The sequence below is a fragment of the Microbulbifer variabilis genome (genome assembly GCF_020524905.1).
In the GTDB taxonomy this organism is placed as follows: domain Bacteria; phylum Pseudomonadota; class Gammaproteobacteria; order Pseudomonadales; family Cellvibrionaceae; genus Microbulbifer; species Microbulbifer variabilis_A.
The window spans coordinates 368,219-383,683 of sequence record NZ_JAIVKI010000002.1 but is presented as its reverse complement, the minus strand read 5'-3'; the positions used below and the strand labels follow the sequence as shown (position 1 = coordinate 383,683).

Annotated in this window: 12 protein-coding genes; 4 read left to right on the top strand and 8 right to left on the bottom strand. The window is 50.4% G+C overall.

Annotated features, from left to right (window positions below):
- Positions 1–58: 58 nt before the first annotated feature.
- From LC073_RS04650 to LC073_RS04615, 8 genes are all read right to left on the bottom strand, one after another.
- Positions 59–1,087, bottom strand: a complete 1,029-nt coding sequence (locus tag LC073_RS04650) for a putative porin (RefSeq protein ID WP_226644044.1) — start codon at positions 1,085–1,087, stop codon at positions 59–61.
- A gap of 162 nt (positions 1,088–1,249) precedes the next feature.
- Positions 1,250–2,080, bottom strand: coding sequence for a putative porin (locus LC073_RS04645; protein WP_226644041.1), 831 nt, complete (start codon positions 2,078–2,080; stop codon positions 1,250–1,252).
- Positions 2,081–2,358: 278 nt separating this feature from the next.
- Positions 2,359–2,682 (bottom strand): antibiotic biosynthesis monooxygenase family protein, encoded by a 324-nt coding sequence (locus tag LC073_RS04640; protein WP_226644038.1) that lies wholly within the window; start codon positions 2,680–2,682, stop codon positions 2,359–2,361.
- A 224-nt stretch (positions 2,683–2,906) separates the two neighbouring features.
- Positions 2,907–3,608, bottom strand: coding sequence for a phosphate signaling complex protein PhoU (gene phoU, locus LC073_RS04635; RefSeq protein WP_226644036.1), 702 nt, complete (start codon positions 3,606–3,608; stop codon positions 2,907–2,909).
- A gap of 25 nt (positions 3,609–3,633) precedes the next feature.
- Positions 3,634–4,443 (bottom strand): phosphate ABC transporter ATP-binding protein PstB, encoded by an 810-nt coding sequence (gene pstB / locus LC073_RS04630; protein WP_413231431.1) that lies wholly within the window; start codon positions 4,441–4,443, stop codon positions 3,634–3,636.
- 102 nt (positions 4,444–4,545) lie between these two features.
- Entirely contained in the window at positions 4,546–5,832 is a 1,287-nt protein-coding gene (gene pstA, locus LC073_RS04625) for a phosphate ABC transporter permease PstA (protein WP_226644029.1), read from the bottom strand.
- On the bottom strand, positions 5,825–7,204 hold the full coding sequence (pstC, locus tag LC073_RS04620; RefSeq protein ID WP_226644027.1) for a phosphate ABC transporter permease subunit PstC: 1,380 nt from the start codon (positions 7,202–7,204) through the stop codon (positions 5,825–5,827). The genes pstA and pstC overlap by 8 nt, the downstream gene beginning before the upstream one ends.
- A 139-nt stretch (positions 7,205–7,343) precedes the next feature.
- On the bottom strand, positions 7,344–8,396 hold the full coding sequence (locus LC073_RS04615) for a PstS family phosphate ABC transporter substrate-binding protein (RefSeq protein ID WP_226644026.1): 1,053 nt from the start codon (positions 8,394–8,396) through the stop codon (positions 7,344–7,346).
- Positions 8,397–8,579: 183 nt separating this feature from the next.
- Here LC073_RS04615 and LC073_RS04610 point away from each other — a divergent pair, with 183 nt between their 5' ends.
- From LC073_RS04610 to LC073_RS04595, 4 genes are all read left to right on the top strand, one after another.
- Positions 8,580–9,152 (top strand): TRAP transporter small permease subunit, encoded by a 573-nt coding sequence (locus tag LC073_RS04610; RefSeq protein WP_226644024.1) that lies wholly within the window; start codon positions 8,580–8,582, stop codon positions 9,150–9,152.
- Positions 9,149–10,513: a TRAP transporter large permease gene (locus LC073_RS04605; RefSeq protein WP_226644021.1), complete on the top strand. Its 1,365-nt coding sequence runs from the start codon at positions 9,149–9,151 to the stop codon at positions 10,511–10,513. The genes LC073_RS04610 and LC073_RS04605 overlap by 4 nt, the downstream gene beginning before the upstream one ends.
- A gap of 286 nt (positions 10,514–10,799) precedes the next feature.
- A complete protein-coding gene (locus tag LC073_RS04600) occupies positions 10,800–11,693 on the top strand; it encodes an ABC transporter ATP-binding protein (RefSeq protein ID WP_226644018.1) in 894 nt (297 codons plus the stop codon).
- Positions 11,694–11,712: 19 nt separating this feature from the next.
- Positions 11,713–15,294, top strand: coding sequence for an ABC transporter permease/M1 family aminopeptidase (locus tag LC073_RS04595; RefSeq protein WP_226644017.1), 3,582 nt, complete (start codon positions 11,713–11,715; stop codon positions 15,292–15,294).
- Positions 15,295–15,465 lie beyond the last annotated feature (171 nt).

Sequence of the window (15,465 nt, the reverse complement as noted above, 5' to 3'; positions counted from 1 at the left end):
AAATTTTGATTTAAAAAGTTAAAAAGGGCTATTAAATAGCCCTTTTATTTTCAGAAAATTATAACTGAACTCTCAAGCCCAGGCGGTATTCGTCATACCGATAAGCATCGCAATCATCGCACCCATAATCTTCGTAATATCCATTGTACTTATTTGTTGCTGCAGCTAAGTAAGCTACGTCAATGGCAATATTCCGATTAAAGAAGTGGGAGAACCCTAATTTATAGCGATGATTTTCATCATAGGCTATATTGATGGAAGTCTCTTTATTAAAATAGAACTCTGCATTTAACCCGGAAGCATTCAACTCGGAAACATTATCCCATGCTCTTCCGTTCCCATGATAATATTTCGCTTCAACACTTAGATACTTATCATTTCCGAAATCTACGAAATATTTGGAGGATAAAGTATGATCGTCAGTTTCCTCGCCAACATTCACCGTAAAACCAAGATAGCCAGTATCACTTAATTGGTGGTTATACTGAGCGGTTAATGAAAACTCTTCTTCATCAAACTTGAAATGCCGGCTAGTCCATGAGGGAAATTCTTCATCAACACTGAAAGTCTTATATTTAATATCATACTCAAAATCACTATAGTTTAATTTCACTAAAAGATTCGGAGTAAACAAATAACCGACTGACTGACTATAAACATCTTTATCTCTTTGGTTAAGCACTTCAGTACTCAGCACTACACCATTTTCAGCAAAATACTCACCTTTTGTAGAAAATGAATTTTGATGGTTATCTTTCCGCCACCAATAATCTGCCGAATCTTCTAACCGGGTGAAATGTGCTGATATATTGTTAACCTTATTGATGTACTCAAATTCTTTTAGGGGCCCTAGAGTTTCTTTGCCTCCAAAAAAATAAGTAGTTCCAACGGTTGAGGTTTTTACCTTTCTTTCCCAAACCCCATAACCAGATGTTGGATAAGGCCATCCCATAGGACTGTAGTAATGATCGTGATAAGAGTACTCTAAATCTGAATAATTTAAAGTAGTTATCGACTTATACTCCTCCGCCGTTACGCCTGTAGCAAGCACCATTAGGGGAAAAATTGACATCCTCAGACTTTTCATAGAATCCTTTTCCAACTATAAATTCAAAGTTGCGAGATTTTAATGGAGGTTATTTTTTATTGCTAGAAACAATAATAATACGACAAGAAATAGGCGCTTAGGTAACAGCCGATAATGAACCAAGGAAAGAAAAGGGCTACCTAAGATAGCCCTTTTTCTGACTTACAGCTGTACGGTCATACCAATTTGGTAGATATCGTAATCAAAATCGCTATCAGTATTGGAAACATAAGCCGCTTCAACTGCAAAGTTGCGGCTGAAGAAATGATTCATGCCCAGCTTAAACTCTTCATTTTCATCGAAAGTAAAGCCGACGGAAGTGCGCTGAGTGAAGAAGAACTCGGAGCCCAACATCCAGTAATCATCAGCCTCATCCAAACTTGCATAACCAAGTTCTACAGTCAGGTACTGTTCTCCACCCAAATGGGTAAAGTACTTGGAAGACAGGCTACGGGTATCAAATTCTTCATCTACGTAAAAGTCGAAACCAATATAATCAGTTGCATTCAGTTGGTGGTTATAACGAGCATTAACAGACAGCTCATTATCGCTGTCGTTATCGACATGCTCCAGGCTAACCAGGAAGTTAGGAGTAAAGAGATAACCTAAAGATAGAGTATCAATATTTTCCTCGCCCCAATCGGCTAATTGGGCACCTAAAACCAGCCCATTGGATGCAAAGTACTCACCACCTACAGTGAAGACATCGGAATCTATACTGCCGCGATTGTAGTGAGAGAAATCACCATAGATATTGGTTACTTTATTTATATATTCGAATTCTTTCAGGGGACCGAGAGTTTCTTTACCATCAAAAAAATAAGTAGTACCTAGGTTAAATCTATCTGCCTCGTAATTATATTGCTCAAGACCGAACCCTGAATAATCATAACTGATATCTTGGTAACTAGCCTTAGTAATAGAGTTGTACTCCTCTGCAGTTGCAGTAGCGGCGAGAAGCATCAGGGGAAGAGCTGCGAGCTTGAATCTCATTTTAAAATCCTTCGTTAACTATGGATCCAAATTGGGATGCGGATTGTAGCAAAAGTTTTTTTGTCCGCAACCACAGCTAATTACACAAAGTCAGTTTATAAAGACTTTGCGACGAAGGGAATGAAAACGGGGGATGTAGCGAATGACGAAGTCTGTACTAAATTATATATTGCCGTAAGCAGTTATCTCCTTGTAAGGGCATGTATTGTTTGCTGTTGTTTAATTACTGCGAAAGATTTTTTATTAATTCAGCTTCTGTTCAGGTTTGCTCGCTATCCTTAGCGATTACCATCGATATAAGAACTATCTACTTTTCGAAACTCTTCAAACTCCCCTAAAAGGCGTATACCTACGAAAGGGGCAACGCTTCGAATAATTTTGTCAATCTCTGTCGAGTGTCGAGAGTGCATAGCATCGCGTTCAATTTTACTATGCCAGGTAGCGATGGCAATCAGAGTATTTTTGTCACCGATCTTTTGCAGAAGTTCCGTTCCCATAGCCCCAGGCGCTCGTTGAATTAATTGGGACGCACGTACCCAGGCATCGGCATATTCTTCCGCTGAGAAGCCTTCCTTGATTAGAACCTCAAAAATATATTTCACCATCCTTCTCCTTGAGCTATCTACTTGCAAATGGAAAAGTAGGAAAGAATTCTCTGCTCGTATGACACGCTGTGAATACCCCCTGCATGTTAGTAATCGAGATTCATGCCCCACGCGGTCTGAAATGCAGTAAGCTCTTCCTTCGCATCTTTTTAGTAGGCCCGAAAAAATTGCAATAAAAAAGGCCGCGTTAAGCGACCTTTTTAAACAAGCATAATAGAGGGTTAGGACCTCTTCAGATTTCTCTCGTGTCCGTGGCGAATATCTGCCCCTTCCACCAGGTAGACCACCTGTTCACAAATATTCTTGGCGTGGTCACCGATACGCTCCAGTGAGCGCAGTGTCCACAGGACGTTGATCACGCGGGAGATGCTGCGTGGATCTTCCATCATATAGGTCACCAGCTCTCGGACTGCGGTACGGTAGTCCATATCCACCTGTTCATCTTCGGCGAGGGTACGCATAGCGGACTCCACATCGAAGCGGGTATAGGCATCCAGGGCATCGTTGAGCATTTTGCGCACGGCATTGGCCAGGTGGCGGATCTCTGTGTAGCCACGTGGTGAGGTGCCTTCATCGGTGAGCGCAATCGCCATTTTCGCGATCTTGCTGGCCTCATCACCAATACGTTCCAGGTCGCGGGCGATGCGAGTTACCGACATCACCATGCGCAGGTCCGAGGCGGCGGGCTGACGCTTGGCGATAATCAAGGTCGCGTGCTCGTCCAGGGCCATCTCGCACTTGTCGATTTCCTCTTCGATGCGCAGGACTTCCTCGGCCAGCTGGCTGTCGGCATTGGACAGAGCATCGACGGCATCGGCTACTTGACGGGCGACCATGCCGCCCATCTCCAACATCTCGGTCTTGATTCCCTCCAGGTCCTCGTTGAACTGGCGGGAGATATGCTGATCGAAGTGCATTTCCATAGTTATCCCTCGGAGCAAAACTGGCTCAGCCGAAGCGGCCGGTAATATAGGCTTCGGTTAGTTCGTGCTCCGGATTGGTGAACACGGTTTCAGTATCGTTGACTTCAACCAGGTGCCCCAGGTGGAAGTACGCGGTGCGCTGACTGACGCGGGCCGCCTGCTGCATCGAGTGAGTCACGATGGCAATAGTGTAGTTCTCGCGCAACTCGTCGATCAGCTCCTCAATACGCGCAGTGGCGATCGGGTCCAGGGCGGAGCAGGGCTCATCCATCAGGATAACTTCCGGGCTCACCGCGATAGCACGAGCGATACACAGACGCTGCTGCTGACCGCCAGACAGGCCGGTACCCGGTTTATCCAGGCGATCCTTGACCTCATCCCAGAGGCCGGCGCGGCGCAGGCTGTTTTCCACGATTTCATCCAGGTCGGCGCGGCGGCTGGCGATTCCGTGGATTTTGGGGCCATAGGCCACGTTTTCATAGATGGACTTGGGGAAGGGGTTGGGTTTTTGAAACACCATGCCCACCCGTGCGCGCAGAGGTACAACATCCACCTTGGGACCGTAGATAGGATCGCCATCCAGGCTCAACTCGCCGTCAACCCGACAGCCTTCAATGGTGTCGTTCATGCGGTTGAGGCAGCGCAGGAAGGTGGACTTACCACAACCGGATGGGCCGATCATCGCCACAACTTCGTTGCGACCGATATCCAGGCTTACGTTGTGAATAGCCTGGGTTTCGCCGTAGAAAACATTTACATTGCGCATGCGCAACTTGGCGGTGTCAGAGAAGGGCTGGCCCACAGTTTTCCGCACCGCGGCTTGGCTGATTGCCATTTTTTCACCGGTCAGTTCGGATTGCACCGCTTCAGCATGTCCAGCGGCATCCAGGGTCATGGTACTCATAAATAATCCCGTTTTCCGATTATCCGCGCTCTGTTACCAGCGGCGCTCAAGTTTCTTGCGCAGCATTACCGCGCTGGCATTCATAAGAATCAATACGCTCAACAACACCATAATGGCTGCGGAGGTGCGCTCCACAAAGGCGCGTTCCGGGCTGTCCGCCCAAAGGAAAATCTGCACAGGCAGCACAGTGGCCGGGTCGGTAACTCCACCGGGCACATCCACAATAAAGGCGACCATACCGATCATCAGCAGGGGAGCGGTCTCACCCAGGGCCTGAGCCATACCAATAATCGCACCAGTGAGCATACCGGGCATAGCCAGCGGCAGCACATGGTGGAATACCACCTGCATACGCGAGGCACCCATGCCCATCGCCGCTTCGCGGATCGAAGGCGGCACAGCCTTCAGAGCTACACGGCTGGAAATAATAATCGTTGGTAGTGTCATCAAAGTGAGCACCAAACCACCGACCAGCGGGGCTGAGCGCGGCAGCTCAAAGAAGTTAATAAAGATCGCCAATCCCAACAGGCCGAATACGATAGACGGTACCGCCGCGAGGTTGTTGATATTCACCTCAATCAGGTCGGTCCAACGATTCTTAGGCGCATATTCTTCCAAATAGATGGCGGCGGCTACACCAATTGGGAAAGACAGTGCCAAGGTCACCAACAGCGTAAACAATGAGCCCATTAATGCCGCACGGATACCGGCCTGCTCCGGCTCACGGGAGTCACCATTGGTAAAGAAGGTGGTGTTAAAACGCTTCTTCAGTTCGCCGCTATCCAGTAATTGTTCAATCCAGCCGGCTTTCTGTTCTGAGGTGCGGCCGCGGAAGCCCTCTTTAGAATCCTTCAGACTTTTAACAAAAGTATCCACATCGTCGTCAGCGGCAAACCACACTTTCTCGCTCTTGCCGAGCAGCTGCGGGTTTGCGGCCAGGCGATCGCGCAGAGTGAAGGGCGCTCCAGAGGAGACCAGTGAATACAGTTCGCGCTTGTCACTGCGGCCAGTCACGGAGGGGAAACGCTCGCGCAGCGCCTCGCGGATCACTCCGGAGAAGTTGGCCCAGGCAAGGCTCTCGTCATCGACTTTATCAATACCGAGCACCTGCGCATCGTAGTGTACTTCCAGCTCAATGGCGGTCTGTACAAAGGCACCGCTACCCTTGCTGATAATATCGCTGAACAGAATGACTACCGCGAGTACACCGAAGGCGATACTGGCAATACCCATTCCGCGAAACATTTTTTCCTTGCGATGACGGCTGGCGAGGCGTTTCTCGATGCGCTCGCGAACCTGCGTCTGGGTAAGGTTAGTCATACTGCTCCCGGTATTTTTTCACTACGTGCAGGGCGATAAAGTTCAGCACCAGGGTGGAGATAAATAGCATCAGACCAAGCGCAAACGCGGCCAGGGTCTTGGGACTGTCAAATTCCTGGTCGCCGACCAGTAGCGTCACGATCTGTACAGTAACGGTAGTCACCGACTCCAGAGGGTTTGCAGTCAGGTTGGCGGCGAGGCCAGCAGCCATTACCACGATCATCGTCTCACCAATTGCACGGGATACCGCCAACAGTACACCGCCGACGATTCCCGGCAAAGCTGCCGGAATCACCACCTTGCGCACGGTTTCCGACTGGGTCGATCCAAGTCCCAGAGCGCCGTCGCGCAGGGATTGTGGTACCGCATTAATGACATCGTCAGACAGGGAAGAGACGAACGGGATAATCATAATTCCCATTACCAGCCCGGCTGCCAGAGCACTTTCACTGGAGGCCTGTAGGCCAATAGAGGTAGCCAAGTCGCGAATAAACGGGGCGACGGTCAGCGCTGCAAAAAAGCCATAAACCACAGTCGGTACACCGGCAAGAATTTCCAGTACCGGCTTGGCCACATTACGTACACTTTTACTGGCGTACTCGGCCAAATAGATAGCGGCCATTAGGCCCACCGGCACCGCCACGAACATGGCAATCGCTGAGACCATCAAGGTACCGGTAAACAGGGGCACTGCACCAAAGGCACCACTGGAGCCAACCTGATCGGCACGTAGAGCCATTTGCGGGCTCCAATGTAAGCCGAACAGGAATTCAGTCACCGGCACCGACTGGAAAAAGCGCAGCGACTCAAACAGTACCGAAAATAAAATACCCACAGTGGTAAAAATGGCGGCGCAGGCGCAGGTAATCAAAATGGCCCGCAGGACTTTTTCCACCTTTTCACGGGCACGCAGCTCCGGGGAAAAACGCAGCAACGCAAATGCACCAAGACCCACTGCCAATACAACACTTAAAAAGGCCTGTAGCGTATTGGAGTTACTGCGCAACTGACTGAGGTGCTCCGCCGCTGACTGTAACTGCGGGGACGGTTCTCCCACCAAATGGCCGGCAGCGAGGTTTTGAATTTGAGCAAAAAGCAGGTTCTGCCCTGCAATGGTATCGGGCTTATCGGCAATGCTGTGCATCACCATGGAGCGGATAATGGCATCGTCAAAAACCAGCCAGGCTCCCAACAGTAACAACGCCGGCAAACCACACCAGAGGGCGGCAAATAATCCGTGATAACTGGGCAATGACGATAGATTGCGCAGGCCTCCGCGGCTGCGCGCGGCACTCAGTGCACGACTAAAGCCGGTACCGTAGGCCACCAGTATTAACAGCAGCAAAAGGGCGAACAGTGTGGGGGTTTGCATTGAGTTACCGTGCTAAAAATGTCGACGTCGGCATTATCCCGACTTTTCCCTGTGTTTCCACTTGGCTTTCATAAAGAACGGCCAAGCCCTCTCGGACTTGGCCGTCAATTCCCTTTGACTGTACTACTCCAGGATAAACTTATTTCGCAGCGAGATTGCCCAAGGCGTTCAGCTTGCGAACATCAGTGGCTACCTGCTGGCGCTTCTCTTGGGGCAGCGGGATCATACCTTTATCGGCCAGGTAGCCTTCATCACCCCAGGCACGCTCACTGGTGAACTCTGCCAGGAACTGCTTGATGCCCGGTACTACGTCGGCGTGCGCCTTCTTCACGTAGATAAACAGTGGGCGGGAAACCGGGTAGCTCTGATCGGCGATAGAGTCGAAAGTCGGAGCCTTACCTTCGATCAAAGAGCCCTGAACTTTGTCGGCGTTCTGGTCGAGGAAGCTGAAGCCGAAGATACCCAGGGCATTCGGGTTTGCAACCAGCTTGTTGACGATCAGGTTGTCGTTTTCACCAGCTTCAATATAAGCGCCGTCTTCACGTAGATTGTGACAGATCGCCTTGTAAGCGCTCTTGTCTTCTTTCTTCATGGCTGCGATCCAGTCGAACGTCTTGCAGCCACCTTCCATTGCCAGCTCAGCAAATGCGTCACGGGTACCGGAAGTGGGGGGCGGGCCCAGAACTTCGATTTTGGTGTTGGGCAGTGCTGGGTTTACGTCTTTCCAGGTCTTGTAAGGGTTGGCAATCAGAGTCTCAGAGCCGTTCGGGTTCGGTACTTCTTTAGCCAGGGCCAGGAAGATGTCCTTGCGGGATACCTTAAAAGGAGTCGCTTTCTTAGCGTTGGCCAGCACGATGCCGTCGTAGCCGATCTGTACTTCCACAACATCAACGCCGTTGCCGTTACACATCTCCAGCTCAGACTGCTTAATGCGGCGAGAAGCACCAGTGATGTCCGCAGTGCTTTCACCTACGCCCTGGCAGAACAGCTTCATACCGCCGCCAGTACCTGTGGATTCAACTACCGGAGTTTTGAACTGGGTAGCACGGCTGAAACGCTCCGCCACAGTGGTGGTAAATGGGTAAACAGTGGAGGAACCGACAACGCTGATGTAGTCGCGTGCCGCCAGAGCCACCTGAGAAGTGGCGAGGGTCAGTGCCGCCAGGGAAGTAGCCAGAATTTGCTTGTTCATGTGTAACTCCGATGAGTGTTTTTTATTTCACGCGGCGATGCTAGGAACAACGGATGACGATTCTATGAATAAAACATGACAAAAAGGTTACAGCCTGAAATTTGCCCCGCTGGTGCCAGAGCAGGCAAAGCGGTAACCTGCATGCAAACGAGATAACAATAAGATGTAAAGAGAGAAGCCCCCATGCCATTTCTGATGCGTGGAGCGCGTGCGCTGGAGAGTCTGTCCAGTCGCACCGGCCACCTGCTCGCCTGGTTTACCTGGGCTATGGTCCTACTGCAATCTTGCGTCGTAGCTCTGCGCCACCTGTTCGACAGTGGTTCTATCGCACTGCAGGAATCCGTGATCTATCTACACGGTGCCGCCTTTATGCTGGGGCTGGCCTATGCCCTGCAAACTGACGCCCATGTGCGTGTCGATGTTTTCTATCGTCGCATGAGCCCCATGGGTAGGGCCTGGGTTAATGCTGTGGGCTTTCTCTTATTTCTGTTACCACTCTGTACCTTTATGTTGCTGGGCAGCTGGCACTTTGTTATGAACAGCTGGTCAGTGCTTGAAGAGAGCGCCAATGCCGGTGGCCTTCCCGGTGTATTCCTACTGAAAAGCCTGATTCCCCTCGCGGCACTGACCCTCGGCCTCGCCGGCACCTCCCAATTTATACGCGCTCTATTGCACTTGATGGAAGTTGCCAGCCCAGCGAGCGAAGCTGTAGCGAGTCCACAACGCCTCAAACAGGTAGAGGAAGCCGAGGTATGATCGAGCTGGTTCCACTGCTGATGTTTGCCGCCGTCTGCGGACTACTGATGTTCGGCTACCCGGTGGCCTTCACCCTGGCCGGTACCGCCCTAATCACCGCCGGCCTGGGTATCGTGTATGGTGCTTTTGATGCAGAACTTCTGCGCGCCTTCCCCGATCGCCTGTACGGCATTATGCAAAACGGCACTTTGGTGGCCGTGCCTCTCTTTGTCCTGATGGGAGTGATTCTCGAGAGAGCCAAGATCGCCGAAGACTTACTGGTCAATCTGACCAAGGTGTTTATGGGTGCGCCAGCAGGTATGGCCATCTCCGTGGTAGTGGTCGGCGCACTTCTGGCGGCTAGTACCGGTATTGTGGGTGCCACCGTAGTGACTATGGGGTTGATGTCCCTGCCCACCATGTTGAAACAGGGCTACTCCCCAAAACTCGCCACCGGCACCATCTGTGCCACCGGCACCCTCGGGCAAATCATCCCTCCATCTATTGCGCTAGTTCTACTTGGGGATACTCTCTCCAACGCCTACCAGCAGGCACAGCTGTCTGCGGGTGTTTTTAATCCCAAGCCGGTTAGCGTTGGCGATCTGTTTATCGGCGCCATTATCCCAGGCATGCTGCTAGTGGCAGCTTACATCCTTTACCTGTTGCTCGTGGCGCGCCACCCATCGACCAAGACCCCGGCTACTGAACAGGTATCTTTGGAAGTTTGGCCCCTACTCAGCAGCCTTTTCCCCCCTATCGCTCTGATGTTGTTGGTGCTGGGATCGATTATTGCCGGTGCTGCGACGCCCACAGAAGCAGCTGCCGTGGGTGCCCTCGGTGCAGCTTTGCTGGCTTACCGCCGTGGCGCTCTGCACCGGGCACAAGCGGGGGAGGTGGGTCGCAGCACTTTGCAGATAAGTGCAATGGTTTTTGCCATCCTCATTGGCGCTTCACTGTTTTCCCTGGTTTTCCGCGGTTACGGTGGAGAAGAGTTAGTTACCAGCATTTTCCACAACCTGCCCGGAGGTGTTGTCGGCGCAACACTGTTGGTGATGCTGGTAATCTTCCTGCTCGGTTTTATTCTCGACTTTATCGAGATTACCTTTGTGGTGGTGCCCATCGTCGGGCCGGTTCTGCTGGCAATGGGCTTAGACCCGGTATGGCTGGGAATTATGATTGCAATCAACCTGCAGACCTCTTTCCTTACACCGCCCTTTGGCTTTGCGCTCTTCTATCTTCGCGGTGTTGCACCAAGCTCAGTAGCCACCTCCGCGATCTATCGCGGCGTTATGCCATTTATCGCTATTCAGTTGCTGATATTGTGTTTATTGGCACTCTGGCCTGCTCTGGTAACTTGGCTTCCGGGAGTTGTTCAGCAATAACCTTTACAAGCACTACTTGAACACCAATTTAAAGAGAGGCCGGCTCCGCAGTACCGGTTTCTTTTCTGTCTCTGGGTACAAATACACTAATTAGCGGCATCACCACTAAAAACTCTTCGCCCTTAAAAACTTTCAATCTACCTTGCTGTCCCTCTTTTTATCATCGCCTCTTGTTACATTGATATTAAAGCAGTGACTATCACCACTATTTCATCCGTGGAGTATTTGGGCTATCGATGTTGAAAATAAATAAAAACAGATAATAAACAGTAAAAGGGAATTAAATATGTTGAAAATCACCAATCTTTCCAAGACCTATGAAAATGGCGTACACGCCCTAAATAATGTCAACTTAGATATTCCAAAGGGTATGTTTGGGTTACTCGGCCCTAACGGAGCCGGTAAGTCCTCATTAATGCGCACCATCGCCACCCTGCAAATGGCAGATAGTGGCTCCGTCAGTTTTGATGGAATTGATGTGGTCACCAACCCTCAGAAAATACGCAGCACACTGGGTTATCTACCTCAAGATTTTGGCGTTTATCCGAGAATCAGTGCCGAGGATATGCTCGATCATATGGCGGTACTCAAAGGTATCAATAATCGCAAGGAACGCCGCGAGCTGGTTGCTGAATTACTACATCAGACCAATTTATTTCGCGATCGCAAGAAAAATTTGAGCGGCTACTCTGGGGGCATGCGTCAGCGCTTCGGCATTGCCCAGGCGCTGATCGGTGATCCGCGCCTGATTATTGTCGATGAACCCACAGCCGGCCTCGATCCACAGGAGCGCAACCGTTTTCATAACCTGCTCAGCGAAATCGGTGAAAACGTGGTGGTAATACTCTCCACCCATATCGTGGAGGATGTTGCCGATCTATGCCCCAATATGGCCATTCTCGCCGCAGGCAAAATTGTCGCAGAGGGCAAACCCGAAGAATTGACCTCTAAATTGCAAGGGCGTGTGTGGCGACGCATCGTCGATAAATCAGAGCTGGAAACATGCCGCAATAAGTTCGATGTGATTTCTACCCGCCTATTAGCCGGCCGCCATGTTGTACATGTATTAGCAAATTCCCAACCGGATGAAAAGTTCGTGCAGCTGCAGCCCGACCTGGAAGATGTCTACTTCTCCACCTTATTCAGCAATGAAAAAGCTCGAGTGGCTAGCGCCGCTTAAAGCGGGGGAGGATATCGATATGTTTATATCTGTTGCTAAGTTTGAATTTCATTACCAGCTGCGCCAGCCGGTATTTTATGTCACGAGTCTGGTATTTTTTCTGCTGACTTTCGGCGCGACCACCATCGACAATATACAGATCGGGGGCGGTGGAGGCAGTACCCTGATCAATTCGCCTTTCGCCATCATGCAAACCCTGTTGGTTATGTGCCTGTTCAGTATTTTTATTACTGCCGCATTCGCAGCCAATCCGGTATTGCGAGATCGCGACATGAAAATGGATGGTATCGTCTTTAGCACTCCTGTTACTAAGCGGGACTATTTATTGGGGCGCTTCACTGGCTCCTTTACAGTCGCTTTTCTGGTATTTTCAGCAGCAGCTTTGGGTATGCTGATAGGCTCTTGGATGCCCTGGTTAGACCCGGAGCGATTGGGCCCAACCCAACTATCCCATTACCTGCAAACACTGTTTGTACTTATCCTTCCCACCATGCTGTTTTGCAGTGCAATGTTTTTCAGTCTGGCAGCCATAACTCGCAGCATGATGGCCACCTACCTGGGACTGATTGCCTTTCTGGTACTCTATTTCACCAGCCAAGGGCTGATGGATGAACCCGCCTATCGCAGTATCGCCGCACTGGCAGACCCCTTCGGCTTCGCAGCCTTCGAAAATGCCACCCGTTATTGGACCGCCTTCGACCGCAATACTTCCATGATTGCCCTGGAGGGTGAGTTTCTTACCAATCGCGTGATATGGCTGGGGGCCAGCCTGTTAATCTTAGGATTAGGCTACAGCCGTTTTTCCTTTGTCGAAGGAAAGTCATTCTGGTCGCGCCGTCGCGCAACTGAATCCCAGACTGAAGAAGAACCTCGTTACAACAAACCTCTACCGCGAATCACCCCTATTTTTGGCACAGCCACTATTTGGCAGCAGTTCCGGGTACGCTGTGGTTTCGAAGTAAAAGCCGTAGTAAAAAGCCTGGCCTTTTGGGTAATCCTGGCTATTGGTGTTCTCAATGTACTCGGAGCATCAATCAATCTGGAAGCTTGGTTTGGTACTGCGGTATACCCCGTAACGCGCTCTATGGTGAACCTGATAGAGGGCGCTTTTGGCCTGATCATGATGATTATCCTGATCTACTATGGGGCCGAATTGGTATGGCGCGAACGCCAGGCTGGCTGCCACGAAATCATGGACGCGGTGCCAACACCAAGTTGGGTTTTTGTAGCGAGTAAATTCATCGCGATGCTGGTGGTTCTGGCCGGTATATTGATTGCCAGTATGCTCACCACTATCGCCGTGCAGCTTGGCAAGGGATACACCACCCTGGAACCTGGGCTCTATTTTTATGGCCTCTGGTATCAGTTCGCGATGCCTTTCTACCTGATGGCGATCCTCTCTATTTTTGTCCAGGTAATCACCCGCAATAAATTCCTGGCCATGTTACTGATGGTGGCTTACCTAATCAGTACTATTGTGCTCGGTAGTCTGGGCTTCGAACACAATCTCTATCAGTTTGCAGGTTGGAATAACGCGCCTTACTCCGATATGAATGGCTATGGGCATTTTGAGCAGGGTCGGGCCTGGTTTGCGTTTTACTGGGCCTGCTTCAGTTTGATATTAGCGATTTTGAGTTATGGACTCTGGCAGCGAGGCACCCTGGCCCCACTACTCAGCAGAATCAAAGCCCTGCGCTTCCAGCTCGGGCTACCCAGCCGTATGGCTGCCACCACGGCCTTACTACTGTTTATCGGCAGTGGAACCTTTATTTTCTACAACACCAATATCCTCAATAACTACGAAACCAGTAAGGATCGAGAGCAACTGGCTGTAGACTACGAGAAAAAGTACAAAGCCCTGGAAGACAAGCCAGAACCACATATCACTGATGTCAACGTGGATGTGGATATCTTCCCCGAAGAGCGCCGTTACGAGGTACGCGGACGTTACTTTCTGGTTAACAAACGCAATGAATCTATCAACGAGGTAGTTATCGGGCTGGATCGCGGCCTCACGGTTAACCAGTTATCCCTGAGTCAGGCCAAATTGCGCGAAAAGGATGAACGCTTTGGCCACTATTTCTTCGACCTGACACAGCCCCTGGAGCCTGGCGAATCCCTCACGCTGGAATTTGACTTGAGCAGGATCAATCGCGGTTTTATGAATTCCGGCTCCTCCACCACCCTGGTGAAAAATGGCACTTTCTTTAACAACTATGAAGCCTTGCCCTTTATCGGTTACAACAACAATATGGAGTTAACCGATCGCCACCTGCGCAAGAAGCACGACCTGCCGCCGCCGCAGCGTATGCCCAAACTGGAGGACAAAGATCACTATCGAGAATCCTATCTGCGCGGTGACTCCGACTGGATCAATTTTGAAACCACCGTCAGCACCTCTATTGGGCAAATAGCGCTGGCACCTGGCTATCTGCAAAAAGACTGGCAGGAGGGGAAGCGCCATTATTTCCACTACAAAATGGATGCCCCGATTCACAACTTCTTTTCCTACCTTTCTGCGGACTACACCGTGGTCAAAGACCAGTGGCAGGATGTCGCCATTGAGGTCTACCATCATAAGCCCCACGACTACAACGTGGACCGCATGATTGAAAGCGTGAAGAAGTCCCTGGAGTATTTCACAGTGGCTTTTAGCCCCTATCAATACCGCCAACTGCGTATCGTTGAATTTCCAGGCTATGAGACTTTTGCACAGGCATTTCCTAATACGGTGCCCTTCTCAGAATCCATCGGCTTTATCGCTGACCTGCGGGACCCGGATGAAATTGATTACGTCTTCTACGTGACCGCCCACGAGGTGGCACACCAGTGGTGGGCACATCAGTTAATCGGAGCCAATGTGCAGGGCGCCACTATGCTGTCGGAAACCCTGGCCCAATACTCGGCCCTAATGGTTATGGAGCGGGAATACGGCCCGGAAAAAATTCGTCGCTTCCTCAAGTATGAGCTGGATCGTTACCTGAGCGCACGGGGGACTGAATTACTCGAAGAGCTTCCTTTAAATCGCAATGAGGACCAACCGTACATCCATTACCGAAAGGGTGCTGTGGCTATGTATGCCCTCAAGGACGCCATGGGTGAGGATGCCGTCAATTCAGCCCTGGCTTCATTGCTGAAAGAGAAGGGCTTCTCCAGTGACCCCTATCCCACCAGTATGGATCTGGTAGCGAAACTGCGGGCGCACGCCGAAGCATCTCAGCAGGAACTGATCACCGATATGTTGGAAAGGGTGGTTTTATTTGACCTAAAAGTCGCAAAGGCCACCTCCGAGCTTTTAGAGAATGGAAACTATCGTGTTCTGCTGGAGCTTGAAGCCCACAAGCTCGAGGCTGATGGGGAAGGACAAGAGCAGGAAATTCTAATAAAAAACTGGATAGATGTCGCCATTTTCAAGGAAGATCCCGACAAGAACTCTAATCCCGACAATGTGCTCTATTTCGCCAAACAGGAGATCAGCGAACAGACCACCACGCTGGAATTTGAAGTGGAGGGCAAACCGGGCATCGCCGGTATTGATCCCTACATCAAAATGATTGATAAAAACCCAGACGACAACCTTATGGTGGTAGAAGCGCTATAGCCCCCTGCCCAACTGTCTCCCGGTCACTGTAGAAGTGGCCGGGATGTTCCCGGCTAAGAGTTAAAAACTATCTACTTGCAAGTGAATGAAGATTGGCTAATTACTATGCAATTTGTGCTAGAATGCGCCACCTTTCCCCAGGTGGAAACCAATAACTCTAACAATCTGTGA